This window comes from Flaviaesturariibacter aridisoli (genome assembly GCF_004343705.1).
Lineage (GTDB): Bacteria > Bacteroidota > Bacteroidia > Chitinophagales > Chitinophagaceae > Flavisolibacter > Flavisolibacter aridisoli.
This window is the reverse complement of record NZ_SKFH01000026.1, coordinates 18464-41836: the sequence shown is the minus strand read 5'-3', so window position 1 is coordinate 41836 and position 23373 is coordinate 18464. Positions and strand designations below refer to the sequence as shown.

Genomic DNA, 23373 nt, shown 5'->3' with positions numbered 1-23373 from the left:
TGTGAAATCGTGAGCTGTAAGCCGTGAGCCGTCGCCGTGAGCCGTCAGCCGTGAGCCGTGAGCCGTGAGCCGTGAGCGCTAACGGCTACTACTAAAGAACGGATGCCTTTGGCATCCGTTCTTTTTAGCGCGCATCGCGGGCTGACGGCTGATGGCTCACGCCTCACGAACCCTACGGTTTCTACCCGATGCCGACTTCGAAGTGGCGCTCGGGGATCTGCACATCGCGGAAGCCCTTGGATACGAGGCGACGCTTCAGTTCCTGCTGCACTTCGTATTCTCCGTGCACCAGGAAGAACTTCTGCACCTCGCGCGGCTCCTGGCCGTGGAGCCACTGCATCAGGTCTTCGTAGTCGCCATGGGCACTCATGCTGCGGATGGCGCCCACCTCGGCGTGCACCTCGTGCCGGATGCCATAAATACCCACCTCCTTCTCCCCCGCCATCAGCCGGCCGCCGAGCGAATGCGGCTCGCAATAGCCGGTCAGGAGAATACTGTTGTGCGAGTTCTCAATATTGTTGCTGATGTGGTGCTTCACGCGCCCTGCTTCGGCCATGCCGGAGGCGGAGATGATCACGCAGGGCTTGTCGAGGTAGTTAAGCATCTTCGAGTCTTCCACCGACTTCGTAAAACGCAGCCCCTTGAAGTGAAACGGATCGTCGTCGGTCTGCATCACCCGCTGGATCGTCTTGTTGAAATATTGCGGGAAGCGCTTGATGACGGCGGTAATGTCGGTACTGAGTGGGCTGTCTACGAAATAGTCGAGCGCGGGCAGGCGGTTTTCGAGCTCCAGCTGGTTGAGCGCATAGAGGAGCTCCTGTGTGCGTCCGAGGCTGAAGGCCGGCACAATGAGCTTACCGCCCTTTTCGATACAGGTATGCTCGATCCAATGCAGCAGCTGGTCCACCGACGTCGACACGTTCTCGTGCAGCTTGTCGCCATAGGTCGACTCCATGATGATACAGTCGGCCTGGTCGAAGTCGCCGGGCGAGCGCAGGATGACGTCGCGGTAGCGGCCGACGTCGCCACTGAAGGTAATGCGGTAGGGCTTTCCTTTTTCCTGCACGCGCAGGTGCACGCAGGCGGAGCCGAGGATGTGCCCCGCGTCGGTAAAGCGGCATTCTACGCCTTCCAGCACCGGGAACCATTCGTTGTAGGGACGCGCCACAAAACGGCCGGCGCAGGCCTTGGCATCGTCTACCGTATACAGCGGCTCCAGCAGCGGTTTACCCTGGGCCTTGCTGCTTTTGTTGTGCGCGCGAACGTCGTTTTCCTGGATCTCGGCCGAATCTTCGAGCAGCAGCGTTGCCAGCGCCTCCGTGGCATCGGTGCAGAAGATCTTGCCGCCGAAGCCTTCCTTAACCAGCTTCGGGATAAGGCCGCTGTGGTCGATATGGGCGTGCGAGAGAATGAGCACGTCTACCTCCGATGGCTCGAAGCCCCAGGTGCGGTTCATCGCGTCAGTATCGCGGCCCATGCCCTGGAACAACCCGCAGTCGAGCAGGACCTTTTTGCCGTTGGACAGTGTCAGCAGGTGCTTGGAGCCGGTAACGGTGCGGGCCGCACCGTGGAATGCAATCTTCATGGAAGGGTGTTTAGAACAGAAAGATAAGCACGGTACGTTATCCTACCCGGGCCTTGAAGCTCCACGTAAAGGAAAACGCCGCCACCAGCTCGCCCTGCTCGTTCCGGCCGGTACTGCGCGCGGTAAATATCTGGCCCTCGCCGGTAGCCATGGCCTCGTCGATAGCGGCGGCAATGGCTGCGCCGTCGGCACAGGTAAACTGCGTGATACCGGTAGCTTTTTTAAAGAACTGCGCCTCCATGGCGGTTACCAGCATCGACACCGCCGGCTTGCGGCCGTAGATGTATTGCATGCAAAGCGCGCCGGTGCTCAGTTCGGCTCCCATGGCGAGGCAGGCGAAATAGGTGGAGCGGAAGGGATTTTTGGTAAACCAGCGGAAGGGCACCTCCACCACGCATTCAGTGTCGGTGCAGGCACGCAACTGCAGCCCCGCGAAATACGCCGAGGGTAGCCGCGTGAGCAGGAACATCCGGAAGCGGGTCTTGCTCCGCACGAGTTTCTGAAAGGCATCGTTGACGGGCATGGGCTTAGTTTTCTTGGTACCAGATGGGATCGAGCGCCGCCGGGGCCCAGCCGCGCAGGAAGCCGGTGACTTTCTCGGTATCGTAGCCGTTGCCTTTTTCGAGCTGGGAGCTGTCCTGCGTGTGCAGGCGCTTGCCGGTGGCGTCGAGCACGAGCAGCACCGGGAAGCCAAAGCGCTGCGGGTAGCCGAGTTCGGCCAGCAGGTCGAGGTTCTTGTTTTCCTTACTGTAATTGAGGTGGTACACGACGTAATTGTCGCGCAGCAGGTTGCGGATGGACGTATCGAGCTGGGTAAAGGCGTTGAAGCGGTAGCACCACACGCACCAGTTGCCGCCCACCTGCACCAGCACGTGCTTTTTCCCGGCTTTGGCCCGCAGCAGGGCGGCCGCCAGGTCTTTGCGGGCATTGGCCGCGGGATTGTACAACCGGGTGGTATCGCCCGCCGAAGCCGTCAGCGAGCCCAGGAGCAGGAGGAGAAACAGGAAGCGCATGACGCAGGTTATTTGGAGCAAAATAGCGAAATGCCGCTTTTCGGCGGGCGGCTGCGGGCGTTTGTCCTACCAAACAGCCAATTTCGTAAAGCAGGCAAACCATTTCGTGTAACTTCCCGTCCTGGAAAAAACGAATTTTGAATCTTCGTTCAAACAACTCAAAAAAAATCCCGCAATGAAACAATTTTTTCTCTTTGCCGGCCTTGCCTTCAGCCTGAACGGCTTTGCCCAGAAAGTGACGGTGAAGCCCACCTTTCAGAAGGGTCAGAAAATCGAGGTCCTCTCCAAAATCAACTCCAACGTATCTATGGAGATGATGGGCCAAAGCATGGAAACGAAGGTGGAAGCCACGGTGAACCGCTCTTTCGACGTAGAGAACGTGCAGAACGGAAGCACCACGCTGGAGCACAAGATCAAGCGCTTCCAGATGAACATCGAAGCACCCGGCGGCAACAGCCAGTCTTTCGACAGCGAAAAGCCCGAAGATTTGAAGGGTGAAGGTGGCGAGACGATGGGAAAAGCCATCAAAAGCAAATTCTCGATGCAGGTGGATCCCATGGGTAAGGTAACTTCGGTGAAGGCCGACGACGACTACCCCGGTGCCGACCAGAGCAACCCGATGTCGGGCGCAATGAGCAATATCGGCGAACTGCCCAAAGTAGGCAGCTCGATGGAGCTCGTGATCCTGCCGGCAGCCGGCGTGGAGAAAGGCACTACCTGGACCGATACCACCGGCGGCCACCAGCTGGCCTACACGGTAACCGACGTCACCGGCGACGAGATCGCCCTCAGCTTCACCGACCAGACCAAGACCGACAAGAAGCAGGAGATGAACGGTATGGAGCTTGCCATCAGCACCACCGACAAAACAACCGGTACCGTACGGATCGACCGCAAGAGCGGCCTCGTGAAAGAGCGCGCCAGCAACACCACTTCGGAAGGCACCATGGAAATGATGGGCCAGAGCATCCCGATGACCACGAAGACGACGACTACGATGACCGTTAAGTAATACGCGTGAACAGTAAGAAAAAAGCCCTCCGCATGGAGGGCTTTCTCATTTATAGTACTTCGAGCTGGTTGCGCAGCAGGTCTTCGAATTCATCGCGCTTGCGGATCAGGTGCGGCTCGCCATCGAGCACCAGCACTTCGGCGGGCTTCAGCCGTGAGTTGAAGTTGGACGACATCTCGAAGCCGTACGCCCCCGCGTTGTAAAAAACGAGGTAATCGCCTTCGCGCACTTCCGGCAGCGTGCGGTCCCAGGCAAAGGTGTCGGTCTCGCAGATGTTCCCTACTACCGTATATATACGGGACGCGCCATCCGGGTTGCTCAGGTTGCCGATACGGTGGTAGGCTTCATACATCATCGGGCGGATCAGGTGGTTGAACCCGCTGTTGACCCCCGCGAACACGGTGGCCGTGGTTTGTTTGATCACGTTGCACTTCACTACGAAATAACCGCACTCGCTCACCAGGAACTTGCCCGGCTCGAACCACACCTCCAGGCTGCGGCCCTGCTCCTGCTCGTATTGGCGGAAGGCTTCGGCCACCTTTTCGCCGAGGGCGGCCACATCGGTGCGCACGTCGTCTTCATGGTAGGGCACCTTGAAGCCCGAGCCGAGGTCGATGAAGTCGAGAGCGGGGAAATGCTCGGCGATCCCGAACATCACTTCGAGGCCGGCGAGAAACACGTTGATGTCCTTGATGTCGGAGCCCGTGTGCATGTGCAGCCCCTTCACGTGCAGGCCGGTGGTCTTCACCACCCGCTCGATGTGGCGCAGCTGGTGCACCGAGATGCCGAACTTGGAGTCGATATGCCCGGTGGAGATCTTGTAGTTGCCGCCGCCCATGATGTGCGGGTTGATGCGGATGCAGATCGGGTACGAGCCGCCGTAGCGGTTGCCGAACTGCTCCAGGATGGAAATATTGTCGATGTTGAGCGTTACGCCCAGGGCGCGGCCGGCATCGATTTCATCGAAGTCCACGCAGTTGGGCGTAAACAGGATGCGGTCGGGGGTGAAGCCGGCGCGGAGGCCCAACTGCACCTCGTTGATCGACACGCAGTCGAGCCCGGCGCCGAGGCGGTTGATGTATTTAAGGATGTTGATGTTGGTGAGTGCCTTGCAGGCATAAAAGAAGCGGGCCTTCACCTGTGAAAAAGCGCCGGAAAGGGTTTCGTACTGCTCCTTGATCTTTTCGGCATGGTATACATACAAGGGCGTACCGAATTGCTCGGCCAGGGATACCAGCTGCTGGCGGGATAGGGTCTGGGACATAAGAGTGCAAAAATAGCGTCGGGAAGATGGTGGCGGAAGTTAAAGAAGGCTCGGAACCACGAAGGAAAGAAGAAAAGAAGTCAATACGCTAAGCAGGGACCCATGATATGCGTCTCTTTTAAATACAAACGGCCCCAGCATTGGCGGGGCCGTTAACGTATCTCTTTGCGAAACCCTTATTCACTTCTTTACTTAGTGAAAAAGATGCTTCTCTTTCCAAATTCCTCAGGGCGCGTCGGGCGTGTTTTTATCCGACGGGGAATCATCGTCTGAAAGCGGATCTTCTTCTTCCGTGGATGACGAAGCGCTGTCGCCGGCGGAAGTATCGAGCTCGTCGGGGGTGAACTCCACTTCGTCGCTGGTCTCCTCGATACGGATCTCCTGCTGCTCGTCGTCGGGGAAGTCGGCTTCAGAGAGCTCCTCTCCTTCCGCGTCGTCGGCGTCGGCGACCTCGTTCCCGTTATCGTCGCCTTTGTCGCCGTCAGCCGCTTCGGGCGCAGGTGCGCCGGCGACCGGGTCGCCTTCGGGCTCGGCGCCCGCTTCCGGGGCTGTATTCAGCACTTCGCCGGTTTCCGGGTCCACGGCCTGGCCGTTGACGACGGTGGTACCGGGCGCCGCTTCGGCGGTGGAGCCCGTTACATCCTGCTCTTCCACCAGTTCGCCGTCGTCGGTCACGAGCAGGCCGGAGGTTTGGAAGTCTTCGGGGTTGACGAGCGTACCCTGCACCATCTGGTCGGCCAGCACCTCTCGGATCTTGGGCAGGTCTTCGGGCGAGTTAATGCCGAAGTAGTCCATAAAGCCCTTGGAGGTGGCGTATACCAGCGGGTGGCCGGGCATTTTTTCGTTGCGGCCGGAGATGATAATGAGCTCCTTCTCGAGCAGCTTCTGCACACTGTAGTCGGAAGAAACGCCGCGGATGGATTCGATCTCACCCTTGGTGATGGGCTGTTTATAGGCGATGATGGCCAGCGTTTCGAGGGCAGCGGCCGACAAGCGCTTGAGGAACTTCTCGCCATTGAGCTGCGCCACCGTTTTATGAAATTCCTTTTTGGTCAGAAACTGCCAGCCGCCACCGCTCTGGCGCACCTCGAAGGGATAGAACTCCGAACCGTATTTCTCCACGATCCCTTCCAGGGCGGCACCCACCTGCTCTTCGAGCACCTTGTCTTCCATAAAGCCGAAAGCCTGGTTGATCAGCTCGGTGAGCTCGGCCGGCGTCAGGGGCTTGTCCGATGCAAAGATCAGCGACTCGATATGCGGAATAAGGCTTGAAATCTCCATAATAAAAAAGCCCGCTCCTTACGAAACGGGCAGCTAAAATAACCCTTTTTGGGAAAAGGCCGCAGGCGGCCTTTGAGTGCAACGGCACGACGGCACGACGACACGACGCTTAAATACAAGTACGTTGGCCGTTGACGTAGCATCGTTGCGTAGCCGTGCCTTCGTGGTTATTGGCCACCTGCGGCCAATAAAAAGCCCCGCAGGGCGGGGCTTTGAAAAAAGGTAAAGCGACTCTTAGCCTTGCAGGGCGGCGGCGCCGGATACGATCTCGGTAAGTTCCGTAGTGATCGCGGCCTGGCGGGCGCGGTTGTAGGAAATCTTGAGGTTCTTCAGCAGCTCGTTTGCGTTCTCGGAAGCCTTGTCCATGGCGGTCATACGGGCACCGTGCTCGGAGGCGTGGGCGTCGAGGACGGCCTTGAACAACTGGGTGTTGAGGATCTTCGGCATCAGCTCGGCGATGAGTTCCTCCTTATTGGGATCGAAGATGAAGTCGGCGCGGGCGGCGGAAGCCCCTTCCGTCTTCTCCGCCTTGGCGATCGGCAGGAAACGCTCGGTGGCGAAGCGTTGGGTAGCGGCGTTTTTGAACTCGCTGTACACCACTTCCACGGCGTCGAACTCGCGGTTCAGGTAGGCCTGGATGGCGGCCTGGGCCGCGGCCTGCACGCCTTCGAACGACAGGTTCAGGAACACGTCCTTGAAACGGTCGCTCACGTTGTAGCCGTTCTTGGCGAAGTGCTCGTAACCTTTCTTGCCCATGCTCCAGATGGTGACCTGCTTGCCCTGGTATTTCTCACGAATGAGCTGCTTGGCCATCTTGATCACGTTGGCGTTGTAGGCGCCGGCAAGGCCACGGTCGGAAGTGATCGCGAAGATCAGCACACGCTCCACGGGGCGCTCCTGGGCAAGGGCGTTGCCGCCTTCCACCTCGGTGTTGCTCACGATGTTGGAAAGCATTTCCTGCAGTTTGCGGGCGTAGGGGCGCATCTGCTGGATAGCGTCCTGGGCGCGGCGCAGCTTGGCGGCGCTCACCATCTTCATGGCCTTCGTGATCTGCTGGGTGCTTTGAACGGATTTGATGCGGTTACGGACTTCTTTAAGTTGACCTGCCATTTCCGGTTTGGAGTTTGGGGTTTGGAGTTTGCAGCCGGCCGTCGGGCCACCTGCGTAATTCGGGCGCAAAAGTAAGGCAAGAAGGGCGGAATTCCATACCAGCTTGCGAAATAAGCGGGGCCGCTTCCTTCACCCTACCACAGGGTCCAGTCCATCCGCTCGTTCTCTTCGCGCGCCGTCGGCACCTGCAGGCCCCGCGTCAGCTCGGGCACCCGCCGGTTGACCCATTTCTTCAGGGCCTCCACGGACGGCGCCGCCGGGTGGGCCTGCAGAAACTCGAGCAGCGCCCAGGTAAACACGCCGTTCCGCAGGTCGCCGCGCTCCAGGGCAAACTGGGTGCCCGCCGCTGCAGAGATCACCGTAGCCCCGGTGCTCCGGCCCACGTTCACAAACAGTTGCTGCATGAGCTCAAAGGAATTGTAGGTGCCGATGCGCCGGTCGGTAGACACGACCTTTATTTCGATGCCTTTCGCCAGGCTGTCGGTTCCGCCTTTATCGGCATAGGCCAGCAGGTCTTCCTTGTCCACCTCGCCACTGTGGCAGGCGTCGATGAGCATCAGCTTCCGGCGAGCCGGAATGGAGTCCAGCAGGCGCTCCAGCGCCTCGTAAGGGATGCCCCCCTGCGCCGGGTTGCTGAATTGGACGTCGTAGGCCGACAGGTAATAGTCGAAGTCGCTGCTCAGGAGCCCATGGCCCGAATAGGCCACCAGCACCCGGTCGTTAACGCCCGTTGCGGCGAGCTTTCCGCGCAGGGCTGCCACCGCCCCGGGCGTCACCCGTTCGTTGAGCAGCGTGTCGATCTGCAGCGCCGCACCCAGCTTCTGTCGCAATTTCCCGGCGAGGTCGCGAATGTCTTTGGCGCTCCAGCGCAGGTCGTGCCCCGGCTCACGAAAGCGGTCGATGCCGATCCCCACGAAGTAAAGCTTCGGGGCCGCCGCCGCATACTGCGCCTGCACGAGCACTTTCCCCCGCGTGCTGCGCACACCGTTGGACAGCACGGCTTCCACCTCGATCTCGTTGCGGCCCTGTTGCAAGGGCACCCGGAGCACGGTGTCGAGCCGGCTCAGGTGGCGGTTGCCGAGCGGCAAACCGGCAACGCCGTAAAGGGGCACCCCGTTGACCAGCACCGAAACAGCGTGCAGGGCGCCGAACCCCGACTCGAAGCGCACGGGAAGGTCTACCTGCCGGTCCTTCACGCTCGCTTTCAGCAGCTGCGCATTGGTCACCACGGCCTGCGGAAAGCCCTGGATAAGGCTTACCTCGCCTTCGTCCACGCCGAGACGGCGCAGGCGCTTCTGGTAGGCGCGGCGGTATACGTCGAGCACCGCGCGGCTGGACTGGCCCATGGCCTGCATCACGAGATCGGGGCGGTTGAATTTCAGGTCGGCGTTCGAAACCGGGTAGCAGCGGTTGCCGGTGCGGATGCCGATGGCGGCCACCTGTCTTTTGCTGGCGGCGTAATAACCCGCGGGCGTGGTGGCGATAAAGCCCGCCCCGTCGAATGTGAGGCGCGCCGCTTCGGTTTTTTTCTGCACGTCGACCACCGACACCCAGCCGTCTTCGAGCACGGCGTACAGGAAGCGGCCGTCTTTGGAAAAACGCAGCTCGTGCACTTTACCGTTGCCGCAGCGCAGGTCGGCGGCCAGCTCCAGGCCGGGAAAACGGTACAGGCGCACCATCCCGCTCGTAGCCGTCCCCGCAGCCAGAAAATCGTCTTTCGGGCTGAAGGCAAAAATCCGGGCGTTGGCTTCCACCTTTTGAGCCGGCATCGACTTCTGCAGCAGCTTCACAAAAAAGTTACCTCCCTCGGGATAGGAATAGCAGACATACGCACCGCTGTTGGATATTTCGAAGCTGCGGAAGGGCAGGTTGGACTCAAACTGCTCGTACAGCACCGGCTGCAGGCCGGAGCCGGTACGCACGATCCCATACCGGTGCGGGGCGAGCTCCGCCAGTGTCACATACGTATCGGACGCATCATTGGCGAAGCGGATGTCGAAGACGCGCGCCTGCGTTTTCATCGAATGCTGCACCGAACCATCGGCAAGGCTCAGCTCCATCAGCATATTCCAGCCACAGGAAACGAGCAGCCGGCTGCCTGCACGGTTGGCCGACAACCCGGAGATGCGCTCCCCATCTTTTCCAAAACCCGCCTTCCATACGAGCGCGCCGTTGCTGTAGCGCAGGCAGTAGATCGAATCGGGCTGGCCTTCGGCGCGCGTTTGTACGATGACCCGGTCGTTGCGCTCGAGCAGTAGCGTGTTGTAAACGGGCGACGGCAAGGTGGCGATCGTTCGGCCGGCGCTGGCGAAGCGCGTCCGGAATTCATAAAGGCCCTTGCCCTGGGCGTAGACCAGCACTCCATTGTCGGCAGGCGCCGTACCGTAAGGCGGCGACACCTGGTTGAAGGCCGGCTCCGAAACGGTGCCCGCGGTCAGCCCGAAAGTTACCGGGCCGTTGGGGGTCATGGCGCCGCGCACGCCGGGGCCATAGTCGTACCAGGCATAGCTCCAGGTCTGCGTGCCGGTAAAATTGGAAAAAGCGGTCACGGCGCCGGTTTTGAGCAGCAGCAGGTGCAGCTTGCGGTCACCGGCCTGGTACAGCAGCGAGTCGGACCCGATAAAGGCGGCGCTGAACACGTTTTGCACCGTGCGCCTGCGCTTGCCGCTGCGTGTGTCGAACAGCTGCAGCTCCTGCTCCTTGTTGATCACCGACAGCCAGGCCCTGTCGTCGGACCATCCGAAGCGCGGGTCGTTGAAGCGGTCTACATGGAGCGAGTCGTTCACGAAGGGTGTCCAAAGACCGCTCGTAAGGTGCATGCGGGCAATGCCCTGCTCCCCGGCGGCGATCAATTGACCGGAGGCGGCGTCCCAGGAAAGGGCCAGCGGCAGCTTGTCGACCGTACCGATGGCACGCTCGCGGCGCAGGGGAATGGAATATAATGAGAGCTGCACACTTTTGTCGGAGCGCTCGGCCTTCGTCACGATATCGCCGGCGGGGTTCGCTTTCGGCAGGGTAATGCTTCCGGTGTAGCGTGCAAACACGAATTCATCACGGCTCACAAACACCACGGGCATGCGCTCCATGATCACCACGCCGTATTCGCCCGCATGCACCGCCGCATCGAAGCTGCGGTGCACCTCGAGATTTTCGCTGTTGACCACCGACACCTGGCCGTTTTCAGCGCAGGCCACGAACCAGGCTCCATCCGGCGATACGGCGAGGTCTACCACCGGCGCGCTGAGGTTGAGGGTATGCACCTTGAGACCGCTGCGCGCATCCCAGAAGGCCAGGCGCGGCACGCGGTATTCGGCTACGGCAATGAGCTGTTGACGGGGGTTATAGACCGTCGTCGTTACATAATTCTGGCTGCTCACCTGCGGCACAATCGTGAGCTGGGCCGGTAGGCGTGCCGACAGGAGCATCAGGAGGAAAAGTAAGATCCGGTTCATAAGCAGGGCGTTGCTGAAAGATACCGCAAATGTGCGAAGCGATGCAGCGAAGTGAACCGGCCGCCTGTCTCGCTTGTAGAAATACCGTCTATGGGTCGCCTCCTGAACCTACACATCCCCGAGCCTTGTCCCGAAAGCTGGGACGCCATGCGCCCCGAAGCGGCCGGCCGGCATTGCCTTTCGTGCCGGAAGACCGTCACCGATTTCACCCACATGACCGACGCGCAACTGGCTGAATGGTTTCGCAACGACGCCGGCAATACCTGCGGCCGCTTTTACCCCGACCAGCTGCAACGCGCCCTCGACGTGCCGCGGCGCCCCCTCCCCGGGCTGCGCGCCTTCTTTACGATCACGCTACCGGCCTTCCTGCTGTCGCTCAAAGCCAGCGCCCAAACGGCCCCGCCGGCCGTGGAAGTGGCGCCCGCCGCTGCCGATGCCCCGGTCATGGGCCGCGCCCTGCAACTGCCGAAGCGCGATTCGGTCGTCGGCACCGTCAGCGCCGAAGGATACCCCGTACCCTTTGCCACGGTGACCCTGAAAGGAACGCGGCAGGCCGTAGCCTGCGATGCGAGCGGAATGTTCAAAATGGACGGGGTGCGCTTTCCCTGCACCCTGCTGGTAAGCTCGGTGGGCTACAAAGGCACCGAAGTGCGCGTGGAAAGCGCCGACACGACGCACATCTTTTTGAAGCGGGATGAAACCATGGCCCTCGGCGGTGCCGTGGTGGTGACCTATACTAAAAAGCCCCGCAAGTTCAAGAGCCTCTTCAAGCCGAAGGCAGCCCCCGCGCCCCTGCCTCCTTCCATCAGCATTTACCCCAACCCGGTAGCCGCCGGCAGCGACCTCCACATCGAAGGCCGCCACCTCGAGCCCGGCGCTTACCACCTTGAATTATACAACCTCGCCGGCCAGCTGCTGCGGAAAAGCGCGGCTGCCTGCAACGCTAAATCCGACCGGATGACGCTGCCCACCGGTGGCGTCGCGGCCGGCCAATACATCGTGCGGGTGGTGAACGACAAAACGGGAAAGGTGCTGAGCGCGCAGGCTGTGCTGTATTGATACACGGCACGCTGTTCCGAAAAAATGCCGCCCTTTCCGGGGCGGCATTTTTGTTTTGCAGGGCGATGGGTCAGGCGGATGCCCGTGGCGCGCTTTCCGTCTTTGCTTCCGCACGCCCGCGGCGCTGGCGCGCCAGCTTGCGGTATTCGCTGCCCAGCATGTTCATTTTATCGATCAGCGCTTTGACGGCTTCGGCGCCTTCCATTTCGTAGAGCGCGTTGATCTTCCGCACCACGGCTTCGTAGGCGATGGTTCCTTCACTGCGTTTGTTTTTCATGGTGAAGGCAAACTCCCGTAACACCTTTTCGTCGTTGCGGTCGAGGAATCGTTTTTTGAATAGATCATTCACGACTTTCAGCGGCGTGATCCACATCGTGGCGCCCGAACGAGCCGCGGCGGCGGCCACATCGGGGCGCGCGAGGTCGGCGAGCAGCGAATCGATATCGGTGCTTTCGGCTACATAAGGCTGCCGGGTCACTTTTTCCGAATCACCGTACACGCCGATCGTATGGCGAAGTAGGATGCCGTCGGCGCCAATGCCCACGTCGTTGTGGTAATCGAGGTTGCGGCAGTGGCCGAGCAGGCCGGTGTAGAGATCGTCGCGCGTTTCATCGAGTGCCACCAGTTCTTCGGTAATGAGCGAGGCCGGATCTTCTTTGTGCAGCGCTTCCAGTTCATCGCACAGGCGCTGCAGCGACTGCACGGTCTCCTGCACGAGGGCGGGCAGGTCGACGGCGGTAAGCAGCACGAGCAGCTGGGTAAGAAACTGAATGACTTCGGCGTTGCGCAGGCGGAGGAAGGAAATTTTAGTAAGCATCGTATAAAGGTTTTGGTGGCTTTAAATTACAGATTCGACGCGAATCTTTCACCGGACAGCCGCGCTTTTTGCAACGTATTGATTTCGATTGAAAAAAAACGTTGCGCCGGGTGCGGCACGCCGGCTTCCGCGGAGGAAAGGCAGTCGCGGCGGGCGCGGGACGGTCACGTCCTGGGACAATGGCTGTTCCGCCGGGCGCCGCGCGGCAGCATCCCGGCACAAGACCCTGTTGCGGCGGGCGGGGCCGGGTAGCATCCGGGTACAAAAACGTGTTGCGCCTGGCGCCGGGTGCGGGGTACCGGTACAAATGGGTGCCGCGCCCGACGCCATGGGATTCGGTCCCGGAAGCCGGGCGGGCGTCATCCCTGTTTGCGCAGCATCTGTCACGCGCCCTACCGGTCCCGGCAGCCGGGCCTATCGTGTGGACACATTTCGATCTTTCGATGAATCGCGCGGGGGATCCCATTGAATGCACGAACGATGCGCCGCGTAGCGGTGCCGTGTAGCTGGCCCCGGGCGCAAGCCCGGGGTCCAGGATAGCCCCACCCGCTTCTGCGCTCCGAAGGAGCGCCGTGCTGCCGTCTTTTGAAGGGGCAGAGCGCATTTTTTGGGGAGCAGGAGACACACGGCACCACTTCGTGGTGCATCCACACGCTGACTCTTGCTTCCCCGGGCTTGCGCCCGGGGCCAGTGACACGGTGCTCCTTCGGAGCATTGATTTTCACCTCCTTATGGATCGGAACAGCTGGGAAGAAGAAGGCATGGCCAGGAAATGTGTCCACATGAGGCAGCCGGGCGGAGGACGACCCACCCTGTTCCCCAAAGCCCCCGGGGCCCCATCCGCCTGCAGCCCGGTAAGAGGGGCCTGCCCGTATGGGGCCCTTGTACCATTAAAGTCACAGCCGTCATCCCGTTCCCTTGCGAACGGGATCTCATGCCCGGCAAGGCCCTCCGCAGCCTTTGCCCGCATAGACCTTCAACGCCAATCACTCATCCCCTTCCCTTCAGCCTCCGCGCCAAAGGCTTCGGCCGACGGCGGGCGAACGGGATCTATTCACACCGCGCGGACGCCTGCCGCAAGGACGCCCGCTCACCGTCCACCGCTGCGCTGCCCCTCCAGCCACTTCACGGCGGCCCTGATCTTGGCGTCCTTCGTGCGATCGGTAAAATCGTCGCCGCCCGTCACCTCGATGCCGGGGCGCACATCCTCCGTAAACAACTTTCCCTTCGTATTGCGCGTGAGCGATTCGGCCACCACGATGCCGTTGCCGGCGCCGGGCAGCTCGAAGCCATTGTTGCCCGTTACATAGCCTGCCGTGCGCTCGCCGATGAGCACCGTGCGCGGCCGCGAGGTGAAGGCGATGGCCAGCTGCTCGGCCGACGAGCCGGAGGCGGGGCTGATGAGCACGGCCACCGGCAGGGCCGACAGGTCGCGGCACATCCGCTCCAGGCGCAACACGATCGAATCGTTGTGGTTTCCGTGAAGCACCACCCGGTTGTTGCGGATGCGGTTGTCGTCCTGCACGCGGCCGCGACCGTCCACCGAAGCGCCGAAGTCGCGGTTGCCCAGCACGTTCACGATGCCCTGGTACATGGGGAAGGAGTTGCCGCCGCCGTTGAGGCGCAGGTCGATGATGATGCCCTTCGTACGGGCATCCACGTTTTTACAAAGCGAATCCTGGAGGCGCTGCGCATAGGCGTTCATCGCAGCCTCCGTCTGCCCCATGAAGAAATGAATGCTGATATAGGCGTACCGGCCGGCTACGCGGCCATTGTAGATATACGGGCCCTTCTGCAACGCCGCTTTGATGCCGGCGCTGAGCGTCCGCTGCTCGCGGTGCACGGCCGTATTGTAGTGCGTGGAGTCGGCGATGGTGATCCAGCCGTGCTTGTCCTGCAGCTGGTCGAATGCCCAGAACAGCGCCGGTGCGGCGTCGGCATCGCTGCGGGCTCCGGCGGCCTTGCGGGCCACCGAGTCGCGCAGGGCGGCCCAGTTGATCCGGGAGCTGTTGTAGGCGTGCTGTTCCATCACGCGCAGGGTGCTGTCGATGAGGAGGCGCACGGAATCGGTCTGTTGGGCGGTGGCGCGAAGGGAACCGAGGAGGGTCAGTAGAAGGACAAGTCGGCGCATGGTTGTGATTTTGATGCAAGATGCGGCGGGCGCGACGCCTCGTATCGCGGATTTCGCCCAACGTGCTGGCCGCCGTGCCCAACGCAGGCGGGTGCGTTGGGCCAGAAAAAGGAGGCGTTGGGCCAGAAAAGCGTTCGCTGCAGCGGCCGGCATCCGTATTTTGCCGCATGCTTTCCGCTCCCCGGCAATGGACCCTGCGGCAAAAGGACCTGGCCGCCGAAGCCGTTTTCCTCGGGCTGCTTTCGGTGGTCATTCCCCTGTCGATCGGCTTCCAGATCTTTCCCCGCTTTTCGTGGACGCTCAGCCTTGTGCTCGTCAATTGCCTGCAGGTGCCGGCCATCGTGCTGCTGTACCGCTGGTACCTGCCGCAAACGCTGCTGCGCCGGCGCTTCGCGCTGTTCTTTCTCCTGCTACCCGTATATATACTGCTGTACGAGCTCAACGTGCGGGCCGTTTCGCTGTTGCTGCAGCAGCTGCCGTTTATCCCGCAGCAATACCGCTACAACCTGTCGCTGGGGCACCCCGGGAGCGTGCCGCCGCTGTTTGTGCAGAACCTCGACTACACGTTGCTGATCCTGCTGGCCGCCACGGGCTTCGTGTATATCCGCGAATGGTTTCGCCGGCAAACCGAGCTGGAGCGCCTGCAGGCCGACAAGTGGCGCCTCGAGCTCGAAGGGCTGAAGGCGCAGGTGCAGCCGCACTTTTTCTTCAACACGCTCAACAACCTCTATGCCCTCAGCCTGCAGGGCTCGCCGCGCACGCCGGTGATGATCGACCACCTCTCGGGCATCATGCGCTACGTACTCTACGAGGCGCAGAGCGCGCAGGTGCCGCTGTCGAAAGAGATCGCCTTTCTCCACAGCTTTATCGACCTCGAAAAGATCCGCCACAGCAACGAAGACGACATCCGCTTCGCCGTGCAGGGGCAGCCTGAAGGCCGGCTGATCGAGCCGCTGCTGCTGCTGCCTCTGGTGGAGAATTGCTTCAAGCACTCGCTGCAGCAGCGCATCCCCGGCAACCGCGTGGAACTGCTTTTGCAGGTGACGGAGGGCGAGCTCGTGTTCCAGACCTCGAACCTGAAAGCCGCGCCCCCGGCCCCTTCCGGCACCGGCGGCATCGGGCTGCAGAATGTGCGCAAGCGCCTCGGGCTGCTCTACCCCGGCCGCCATCACCTCGATGTGCTCGACGAATCCGGCCGATTTACCGTAACCTTGACCCTGCAATGGTAACCCCGCTACGCTGTCTTATTGTGGATGACGAGCCCCTCGCCCGCGGGCTGCTGGAGGCGCACCTGCGGCTGGTGCCCGGCCTGGTGCTGGCCGGCACCTGCGAAACCGCGGTGGAGGCCTTTACCTTTTTGCAGCATGCGCCCGTAGATCTACTGTTTCTCGACATCAGCATGCCCGGCATCGACGGCGTGTCTTTTCTCCGCTCGCTGAAGCACCCGCCGCGCACCATCTTCACCACCGCTTACGCGGAGCACGCCGTGGAGGCCTTTGAGCTCAACGCGGCCGACTACCTGCTGAAGCCGGTCACCTTCGAGCGCTTTCTGAAGGCCGTACAAAAGGTGCTGCCGGCGGACGCCGTGCCGTTGCCCACCCCAGCCCCTCCGGCACCTGCCGACGAAGCCTTTTTTCTAAAGGTGAATAAGCGCCTGCTACGCATCCCGTACGACGAGATCCTGTACCTCGAGGGGCTGGGCGACTATATCAAACTATATACGGCGAAGGAAGTGCACGTGTCGTACCTCACGTTGTCGAAAGCGGAAGAATTGTTGCCGCCGGCTCTGTTTATGCGGGTGCACAAATCCTACCTCATTCACCTGCGAAAGCTCCGGTTCGTGGAAGGAACCACCGTGCGGATCGGCGAGGCGGATGTGCCCGTGGGCGCTACGTACCGCGAGGCGTTGCTGCAGAAGCTGGGCCTGCGGGAATAGCGAGTTTATAGTTTGTAGTTTGAAGTTTGTAGTTTGAAGTTTGTGGTTCCCGGTGCGCGGCGATGCATTGGAATCGAAACGGGCCTGTAGTTCTACGGTTTGTCCGATGGCGGTGCAGCATACGTAAGGGTGTGGATGTCTTACTTTCAAATACACCTTATGGGTCGTCGCCTGAACCTCCAAATTCCAGAGCCCTGTTCCGAAAACTGGGACGCTATGCGCCCCGATGCGGGCGGACGCCACTGCGCTTCCTGTGCGCGCACCATTGCCGATTTCACCCAAATGAGTGATGCCCGGCTGCTGGCCTTTGTACGGGAACACGGCCATGCGTGCGGCCGCTTCCGTGCCGACCAGCTGGATCGCGACGTAGTACTGCCGCGCCGGGCGTTGCCGGGACTGCGTGCGTTCTTCACGATAACCATCCCGGCCTTCCTGCTGTCGTTGAAAGCAGGGGCGCAGAACGCAGCAACCGCCTTCCCGGCCAGTATCCAGCTTCCTCACGATACGAAAGATCTCCCGGTCGATGTACCGCGGAGCGATACGCCCCGGAGCGACACCGGCCGAACCGTCACGGGCCAGGTGACCGACAGCAGCGGCAACGTTGTTCCCTTTGCGACCGTCGGCATCTGGGGCACCAAAACGATGGTCTCGGCCGATGTGGAGGGCCGTTTCAGCCTGAAGCACGTACCCGCCGGAGCGCTGATAAGTGTCTCCGCAACCGGCTATAACGCGACACAATTCCCGGTAGGTGCGCAGGTGAACGGCTTGCAGCTGGTACTTTCCATGCGGGAGATGATGGGTGAATATATCGTCGTCCGCTCCGTGCGCAAAAAGCCACGTCCGTTCAAGAGCCTGTTCCAACCCAAAGCAGCCCCTGCCCCGATTCCACCTTCGGTCAGCATCTATCCCAACCCGGTAGCCGCCGGCAGCGACCTCCACATCCAGGGCCGCCACCTCGAGCCCGGCGCCTACCACATTGAATTATACAACCTCGCCGGCCAGCTGCTGGCGAAGGGTACCGCCAGCTGCAGCGCGAAATCCGAACGGATGACGCTGACCACCGCGGGTGTGCCGGCGGGTAATTACCTCGTACGTGTGGTGAACGAAAAGACGGGCAAGGCCCTGAGTGCGCAGGCGGTGCTGCGCTAGCGGAGGTCCGGGCTGCAGCCTGATCCCGCCATTCTGCCAGCGCCCGGGCGGGCGGCCCGCCATTCCGCCGGGGGACGCGGAGGGTCTTTCCAGCTGTTATCGCCGGGGCCGCCTTCGTTAAAACTCCCCCGCCGGGCCCCGCTTTCCCCCTTTCCATCGGCCTTCCTAGGCCAAAAAAGGCTATCTTTGGCACCCTGTCAAATTGGCCTCTGCACCCGCTTAGCACCCTTTTTGACCGGAACTGCGTTCCGAACAACGTCCGCTGCAGCCTTGGCAAAGGCGGACCGCGCCGGGAACGCAACCAAAAAAACCTCTAGAAACGCTATTATGATCGGTTTCCTTTCGAAAATCTTCGGTGGCAGCAAGTCGGAAAAAGACGTGAAAGCCATTCAGCCGCTCGTGACCAAGGTCAACGAGCATTTCGCTTCTTTCGCATCGCTGACCAACGACGAGCTGCGCGGCAAGACAGCCCAGTTCCGTACCCGCATTGCCGACTACCTCAAGGATATGGACGCCCGCATCGCCGAAACGACGGCCGAGGCGGACGCCCTCCCCCACAGCGACCTCACCGGCAAAGACGCTATTTACCAGGAAGTGGACAAGCTCAAAAAAGAGCGCGACGCCAAAACCGAGGAGATCCTTAAAGAGCTGACCCCCGAAGCCTTCGCCGTGGTGAAGGAAACGGCCCGCCGCTTCAAGGAAAACACGGAGATCACGGCCACCGCCACCGACCTCGACCGCGCCCTCGCCGCCGAAGGAAAAAATTACATCCGCATCGTGGGCGACCAGTCCGTTTTCGCCAACTCCTGGACGGCCGCCGGCGGTACCGTTACCTGGAACATGCTCCACTACGACGTGCAGCTGATCGGCGGTGCCGTACTGCACTCGGGCAAGATCGCCGAAATGGCCACGGGTGAAGGTAAGACCCTCGTGTCGACCCTCCCCGCCTACACCAATGCCCTCGCCGGGCAAGGCGTGCACATCGTGACGGTGAACGACTACCTCGCCCGCCGCGACTCCGAGTGGAACGGCCCCATCTTCGAATGGCTCGGTCTCCGCGTGGATTGCATCGACAAGCACCAGCCCAACTCCGAAGCGCGCCGCAAGGCCTACCTCGCCGATATCACCTACGGCACCAACAACGAATTCGGCTTCGACTACCTCCGCGACAACATGGTGCACTCCCCCGAGGAGATGGTGCAACGCAAGCACCACTTTGCCATGGTGGATGAGGTCGACTCCGTACTGATCGACGACGCCCGTACGCCGCTGATCATCTCGGGCCCTGTTCCCAAGGGCGACCAGCAGGAATACCTGGCGCTGAAGCCCCGCGTGGCCACCCTGGTGGAAGCGCAGGAGCGTCTCGTGCGCGGCTTCCTCAACGAAGCCAAGAAGCGCATCGCCGCCAACGACGACGACCCGAAAGCGGGTGGCGGCCTCTTCCTGTTCCGCGCCTACCGCGGCCTGCCCAAGTACGGCCCCCTGATCAAGTTCCTCTCCGAGCCCGGCATCCGCGTAAAGCTCCAGAAAGCCGAGAGCTACTACCTCGCCGACCAACAGCGCCACATGCACATCGTGGACGAAGAGCTCCTCTTCCACATCGATGAAAAGCAGAAGTCGGTAGATCTCACCGACAAGGGCATCAACACGATGACCCGCGCCGGCGAAGACCCCGAGTTCTTCATCCTCCCCGATATCAACATGCGCCTCGCCGAGATCGAGGAAGGCAGCGCGCCGCTCGACGAGAAGCTGCAGCAGAAGGAAGTACTTATCAACGACTACGCCGCCAAGAGCGACCGTATCCACTCGGTGCAGCAGCTCCTGAAAGCCTATACCCTCTTCGACCGCGACGTGGAATACATCGTGACCGACGACCGCCAGGTGAAGCTCGTGGACGAGCAGACCGGCCGTATCATGGAAGGCCGCCGCTACTCCGACGGCTTGCACCAGGCCCTCGAAGCCAAGGAGGGCGTGAAGATCGAAGACGCCACGCAGACCTACGCCACGGTGACCCTCCAGAACTACTTCCGTATGTACCACAAGCTGGCCGGTATGACCGGTACGGCCGAAACGGAAGCCGCCGAATTCTGGAGCATCTACAAGCTCGACGTGGTGAACATCCCCACCAATATCCCCATCTCCCGCCAGGATGCGCAGGACCTCGTGTACAAGACGAAGCGCGAGAAGTTCAAGGCCGTCATCGACGAGGTGATCAAGCTGCGCGAGGCCGGACGCCCCGTGCTGGTGGGTACCACCTCGGTGGAAATTTCCGAATTACTGAGCCGCGCGCTCACTGCCAATAAGATCCCGCACAACGTGCTCAACGCCAAGCAGCACGCCCGGGAAGCCCAGATCGTAGCCGAGGCCGGATTCCCCGGCGCCGTGACCATCGCCACCAACATGGCCGGTCGCGGTACCGACATCAAGCTCGGACCCGGCGTGAAAGAAGCGGGTGGCCTGGCCATCATCGGCACCGAGCGCCACGAGAGCCGTCGTGTGGACCGCCAGCTGCGCGGCCGCGCCGGCCGCCAGGGCGACCCCGGCACCTCGCAGTTCTTCGTGGCCCTCGAAGACGACCTGATGCGTATGTTCGGCTCCGAGCGCATCGCCGGACTCATGGACCGCTTCGGCTATAAAGAAGGCGAAGTGATCCAGCACTCGATGATCACCAAGAGCATCGAACGCGCCCAGCGCAAAGTGGAAGAAAACAACTTCGGCATCCGGAAGCGCCTCCTCGAATACGACGACGTGATGAACATGCAGCGTAACGCCGTGTACGACCGCCGCAACCATGCCCTCTTCGGAGACCGCCTCGCCCTCGATATCGACAATGCTTTCATGGCCGTGGCCGAAGACCTGGTGCAGACCTACCGCGACGGCGACGACTTCGAAGGCTTCCGAATGGCGACCATCCTTCACCTCGCCACCGAAACGTCGATCAGCGAGGAGACCTTCAAGAACACGCCCGCCGGCGCCGTTGCCGAGCAGCTCTATAACGAAGCCATCACGGCGTATGAAGCCCACAAGTCGCTCATGCAGGAAACGGCCGCGCGCCAGTTCCAGGTGATCCGCGACCGCGAAGGTCCGCACGTGGAAATGGTGCAGGTGCCGTTCAGCGACGGCCGCAAGGTGATGACCATCTACATGCCGATGAGCAAGGTGCTCGAAACGGGTGGCCGCTTCCTCACCGACACCATGGAGCGCAACATGACCCTGGCCATCATCGACGATGCCTGGAAGGAGCACCTCCGCGCGATGGACGACCTGAAGCAGAGCGTTCAGACCGTATACCTCGAGCAGAAGGATCCGCTGGTGGTGTACAAGGTGGAAGCCTTCAACCTGTTCCGCCAGATGAGCACCGCGATGAACCGCGACATCGTATCGTTCCTCAGCCACGCCCAACTGCCCTCCGAAGAAGGCGATCAGCCGCAGGCACCACGCATTCTCGAAGGCCGTCCCATGCCGACCGACATGAGTCAGCTCCACGAGAACAAGGCCGAGATCGACGCCGCCGGACAGGACTATGCCGCCAACGAGCAGGACTACTACGATCCCACTCATGACGACGTGCATGTAAAGCAGGAGCCCGTGCGCGTTGGACCCAAAGTGGGCCGCAACGACCCCTGCCCCTGCGGCAGCGGTAAGAAGTACAAAGCCTGCCACGGCAAAGACGAAGCATAACCCGTAACCGGTTAATTAATTGACCGGTTAATTGATTAATAAAGAAAATGCCGCCCGGTGGGCGGCATTTTCTTTTGGCAACAGCCGGGCCGGTTTGCGAAATAAATTAGTAATTTACCGACGCAACCGGCGTGTCTGCGCCCGCAAACGAAAACGCATTTTATGCTCCATGTATCGATCCTGATCCCCGAAGGCGATTGCAGCCTGACCCATATCGAAGCTTCGTACCAGATCCTCAACGAAGTCAATAACTTTCTTCGTGCCGAAGAGCGGGAACCGTTGTTCCAGGTGCAGCTGATCGGGCTCAGCGCCCAGAGCGGCCTGCGCAAAGGCCTCTTCGTGGTGCATCCGCACGCGCTGATGAACGATACGAAGCGCACCGACCTGGTGCTCATCCCGGCATTGCAGGGCAGCGATATCAGCGCAGCGCTGGACCTCAACGAGGCTTGGGTGCCCTGGCTGCAGGAGCAGCATTCGCAGGGAGCCTGCCTTGCGTCGTTCTGCCTCGGTTCCTTCCTGCTGGCACAGACCGGCCTGCTCGACGGCCGCCCCTGCACCACCCACTGGAGCGCTGCCGGGGCCTTCCGCGCCCGCTTCCCGGAGGCACTGCTGTTGCCCGACAAGATCCTCACCGACGAAGGCGGCATCTGCACCAGCGGCGGCGCGCTCACCTTCACCAACCTGTTGCTGTACCTCATCGGCAAATACGCAGGCCGCGCCATCGCCATCCAAACTGCCAAGGTGTTCATGATCGATATGGACCGCGACACGCAATCGCCCTTCATCATCTTCCGCGGGCAGAAGATCCACGAGGACGAAGAGATCCGGCAGGCGCAGGATTTCATCGAGAAGAACTACACCGAGCGCCTCAGCGTGGACGACCTCGCCAGCCACTTCGCCATCGGTCGCCGCAACCTCGAGCGCCGTTTTAAGAAAGCCACCTCTAATACCATCGTCGAATACATCCAGCGCGTGCGCATCGAAGCCGCCAAGCAACAACTGGAATCGAGCCGCGACACGGTGAATGAAGTGATGTACAAAGTCGGTTATACCGACCCGAAAGCCTTTCGCGCCATCTTCAAAAAAGTGACTGGCCTCGCTCCGCAGCAATACCGCGGCAAGTACAGCCGGCATAGCATTGCGCAGGTGGGCGAAGTGGCAGCCTGAGGTGCCGATTTTTAGATGCGGTTACGTTGCTGAAGGCCGCTGCTTTTGTTGATGGGAAAAATCCCATAAAATACTGGTGAAAAACCCATGGCGCCCTGCCCGGTGATGGCCAGATTTGTATCAAAAGCCAAAATATGGGACTTTCCATTTATTACAAGGGCCGGTTGAAAGACCGCGCCCTGTTGCCGCACCTGGTAGACGCCGTTTCGGATATATGCAAGGAGCTGGGCTGGCCGCACGAGCGGTTGCACGAAGAGCGCGCCGAGGGCATGTACTTCGCGCCCGAAGGCAGTGAGCCTCTCAGCCTCACCTTCGACTCCGAAGGGAACCTCACCGACTTCCGCTACATCCTCCTCCGCATCGAGCTCGACGAGCCGATCCAGGGTGTGATCGTCAAAACCCAGTACGCAGGCGCGGATGCGCACAAGGCCATCATCGACCTGTTTCGCTGGATCGCCCGGGAATATTTTGACGACTTCGAGCTATCAGACGAAAGCCGATACTGGGAAACCGGCGACGAGGCCGTGCTCCGCGAAAGCTTCGAACGCTACGAGCTCCTGCTCAACGCCGTGGCCCGCGCGCTGGAAACCTTCCCGTCGCAGGACGGCGAGCGCTCCGAAGACACGGCCAACCGCCTCGAGCGCTTTCTTGTAGAACGCTTTGGCGCCGTCATTCACCGCGTTGACCCATGACTCTTCTTCCTATTCGTGCAGTGC

17 protein-coding genes are annotated in these 23373 nt (G+C 61.1%); 8 read left to right on the top strand and 9 right to left on the bottom strand.

What is annotated here, in order from left to right:
• Nucleotides 1–181 precede the first annotated feature (181 nt).
• The 3 genes from E0486_RS13815 to E0486_RS13805 are packed head-to-tail and all read right to left on the bottom strand — an operon-like array spanning nt 182 to nt 2598.
• A complete protein-coding gene (locus tag E0486_RS13815) occupies nt 182–1585 on the bottom strand; it encodes an MBL fold metallo-hydrolase RNA specificity domain-containing protein (RefSeq protein WP_131852783.1) in 1404 nt (467 codons plus the stop codon).
• A 37-nt stretch (nt 1586–1622) separates the two neighbouring features.
• Complete coding sequence (locus E0486_RS13810; protein WP_131852781.1) at nt 1623–2108, bottom strand: DUF4442 domain-containing protein; 486 nt, start codon at nt 2106–2108, stop codon at nt 1623–1625.
• A 4-nt stretch (nt 2109–2112) separates the two neighbouring features.
• The gene (locus E0486_RS13805; protein ID WP_131852779.1) at nt 2113–2598 is read right to left on the bottom strand and encodes a thioredoxin family protein; all 486 of its coding nucleotides are present in this window, start codon (nt 2596–2598) and stop codon (nt 2113–2115) included.
• A gap of 175 nt (nt 2599–2773) precedes the next feature.
• On the opposite strand from E0486_RS13805, the gene E0486_RS13800 reads away from it, so the two are divergent.
• Entirely contained in the window at nt 2774–3610 is an 837-nt protein-coding gene (locus tag E0486_RS13800) for a DUF6263 family protein (protein ID WP_131852777.1), read from the top strand.
• 49 nt (nt 3611–3659) lie between these two features.
• On the opposite strand, the gene lysA is transcribed toward E0486_RS13800, so the two are convergent.
• From lysA to E0486_RS13780, 4 genes are all read right to left on the bottom strand, one after another.
• On the bottom strand, nt 3660–4874 hold the full coding sequence (gene lysA / locus E0486_RS13795) for a diaminopimelate decarboxylase (protein WP_131852775.1): 1215 nt from the start codon (nt 4872–4874) through the stop codon (nt 3660–3662).
• A gap of 225 nt (nt 4875–5099) precedes the next feature.
• Nucleotides 5100–6155, bottom strand: coding sequence for an SMC-Scp complex subunit ScpB (gene scpB, locus E0486_RS13790; protein ID WP_131852773.1), 1056 nt, complete (start codon nt 6153–6155; stop codon nt 5100–5102).
• Between the two features lie 234 nt (nt 6156–6389).
• Entirely contained in the window at nt 6390–7265 is an 876-nt protein-coding gene (gene atpG, locus E0486_RS13785) for an ATP synthase F1 subunit gamma (protein WP_131852771.1), read from the bottom strand.
• Between the two features lie 134 nt (nt 7266–7399).
• Nucleotides 7400–10717, bottom strand: coding sequence for a WD40 domain-containing protein (locus tag E0486_RS13780; protein WP_131852769.1), 3318 nt, complete (start codon nt 10715–10717; stop codon nt 7400–7402).
• Between the two features lie 90 nt (nt 10718–10807).
• Here E0486_RS13780 and E0486_RS13775 point away from each other — a divergent pair, with 90 nt between their 5' ends.
• Nucleotides 10808–11776 carry a carboxypeptidase-like regulatory domain-containing protein gene (locus E0486_RS13775; protein WP_131852767.1) on the top strand — a complete coding sequence of 323 codons (969 nt, stop codon included), beginning with the start codon at nt 10808–10810 and terminating at the stop codon, nt 11774–11776.
• A 70-nt stretch (nt 11777–11846) separates the two neighbouring features.
• Here E0486_RS13775 and E0486_RS13770 read toward each other — a convergent pair whose 3' ends face one another.
• Nucleotides 11847–12593 carry a DUF6261 family protein gene (locus E0486_RS13770; protein ID WP_131852765.1) on the bottom strand — a complete coding sequence of 249 codons (747 nt, stop codon included), beginning with the start codon at nt 12591–12593 and terminating at the stop codon, nt 11847–11849.
• Between the two features lie 1090 nt (nt 12594–13683).
• A complete protein-coding gene (locus E0486_RS13765; protein ID WP_165917335.1) occupies nt 13684–14724 on the bottom strand; it encodes a S41 family peptidase in 1041 nt (346 codons plus the stop codon).
• A gap of 167 nt (nt 14725–14891) precedes the next feature.
• On the opposite strand from E0486_RS13765, the gene E0486_RS13760 reads away from it, so the two are divergent.
• From E0486_RS13760 to E0486_RS13735, 6 genes are all read left to right on the top strand, one after another.
• Nucleotides 14892–15953, top strand: a complete 1062-nt coding sequence (locus E0486_RS13760) for a sensor histidine kinase (RefSeq protein ID WP_165917334.1) — start codon at nt 14892–14894, stop codon at nt 15951–15953.
• Nucleotides 15947–16660: a LytR/AlgR family response regulator transcription factor gene (locus E0486_RS13755; RefSeq protein ID WP_131852759.1), complete on the top strand. Its 714-nt coding sequence runs from the start codon at nt 15947–15949 to the stop codon at nt 16658–16660. Before E0486_RS13760 ends, E0486_RS13755 begins: the two co-directional genes overlap by 7 nt.
• A gap of 216 nt (nt 16661–16876) precedes the next feature.
• A complete protein-coding gene (locus tag E0486_RS13750; RefSeq protein WP_165917333.1) occupies nt 16877–17809 on the top strand; it encodes a carboxypeptidase-like regulatory domain-containing protein in 933 nt (310 codons plus the stop codon).
• Between the two features lie 327 nt (nt 17810–18136).
• A complete protein-coding gene (gene secA, locus E0486_RS13745) occupies nt 18137–21490 on the top strand; it encodes a preprotein translocase subunit SecA (RefSeq protein WP_131852755.1) in 3354 nt (1117 codons plus the stop codon).
• 162 nt (nt 21491–21652) lie between these two features.
• Nucleotides 21653–22657, top strand: coding sequence for a GlxA family transcriptional regulator (locus E0486_RS13740; RefSeq protein WP_131852754.1), 1005 nt, complete (start codon nt 21653–21655; stop codon nt 22655–22657).
• Nucleotides 22658–22791: 134 nt separating this feature from the next.
• Complete coding sequence (locus E0486_RS13735) at nt 22792–23349, top strand: hypothetical protein (protein ID WP_131852753.1); 558 nt, start codon at nt 22792–22794, stop codon at nt 23347–23349.
• The last annotated feature ends 24 nt before the right edge of the window (nt 23350–23373 follow it).

Bases quoted from the DNA above. Each gene is read 5' to 3' on its own strand.
- E0486_RS13815 (WP_131852783.1), bottom strand. From the start codon at position 1,585: ATGAAGATTGCATTCCACGGTGCGGCCCGCACCGTTACCGGCTCCAAG.
- E0486_RS13810 (WP_131852781.1), bottom strand. From the start codon at position 2,108: ATGCCCGTCAACGATGCCTTTCAGAAACTCGTGCGGAGCAAGACCCGC.
- E0486_RS13805 (WP_131852779.1), bottom strand. From the start codon at position 2,598: ATGCGCTTCCTGTTTCTCCTCCTGCTCCTGGGCTCGCTGACGGCTTCG.
- E0486_RS13800 (WP_131852777.1), top strand. From the start codon at position 2,774: ATGAAACAATTTTTTCTCTTTGCCGGCCTTGCCTTCAGCCTGAACGGC.
- lysA (WP_131852775.1), bottom strand. From the start codon at position 4,874: ATGTCCCAGACCCTATCCCGCCAGCAGCTGGTATCCCTGGCCGAGCAA.
- scpB (WP_131852773.1), bottom strand. From the start codon at position 6,155: ATGGAGATTTCAAGCCTTATTCCGCATATCGAGTCGCTGATCTTTGCA.
- atpG (WP_131852771.1), bottom strand. From the start codon at position 7,265: ATGGCAGGTCAACTTAAAGAAGTCCGTAACCGCATCAAATCCGTTCAA.
- E0486_RS13780 (WP_131852769.1), bottom strand. From the start codon at position 10,717: ATGAACCGGATCTTACTTTTCCTCCTGATGCTCCTGTCGGCACGCCTA.
- E0486_RS13775 (WP_131852767.1), top strand. From the start codon at position 10,808: ATGGGTCGCCTCCTGAACCTACACATCCCCGAGCCTTGTCCCGAAAGC.
- E0486_RS13770 (WP_131852765.1), bottom strand. From the start codon at position 12,593: ATGCTTACTAAAATTTCCTTCCTCCGCCTGCGCAACGCCGAAGTCATT.
- E0486_RS13765 (WP_165917335.1), bottom strand. From the start codon at position 14,724: ATGCGCCGACTTGTCCTTCTACTGACCCTCCTCGGTTCCCTTCGCGCC.
- E0486_RS13760 (WP_165917334.1), top strand. From the start codon at position 14,892: ATGCTTTCCGCTCCCCGGCAATGGACCCTGCGGCAAAAGGACCTGGCC.
- E0486_RS13755 (WP_131852759.1), top strand. From the start codon at position 15,947: ATGGTAACCCCGCTACGCTGTCTTATTGTGGATGACGAGCCCCTCGCC.
- E0486_RS13750 (WP_165917333.1), top strand. From the start codon at position 16,877: ATGCGCCCCGATGCGGGCGGACGCCACTGCGCTTCCTGTGCGCGCACC.
- secA (WP_131852755.1), top strand. From the start codon at position 18,137: ATGATCGGTTTCCTTTCGAAAATCTTCGGTGGCAGCAAGTCGGAAAAA.
- E0486_RS13740 (WP_131852754.1), top strand. From the start codon at position 21,653: ATGCTCCATGTATCGATCCTGATCCCCGAAGGCGATTGCAGCCTGACC.
- E0486_RS13735 (WP_131852753.1), top strand. From the start codon at position 22,792: ATGGGACTTTCCATTTATTACAAGGGCCGGTTGAAAGACCGCGCCCTG.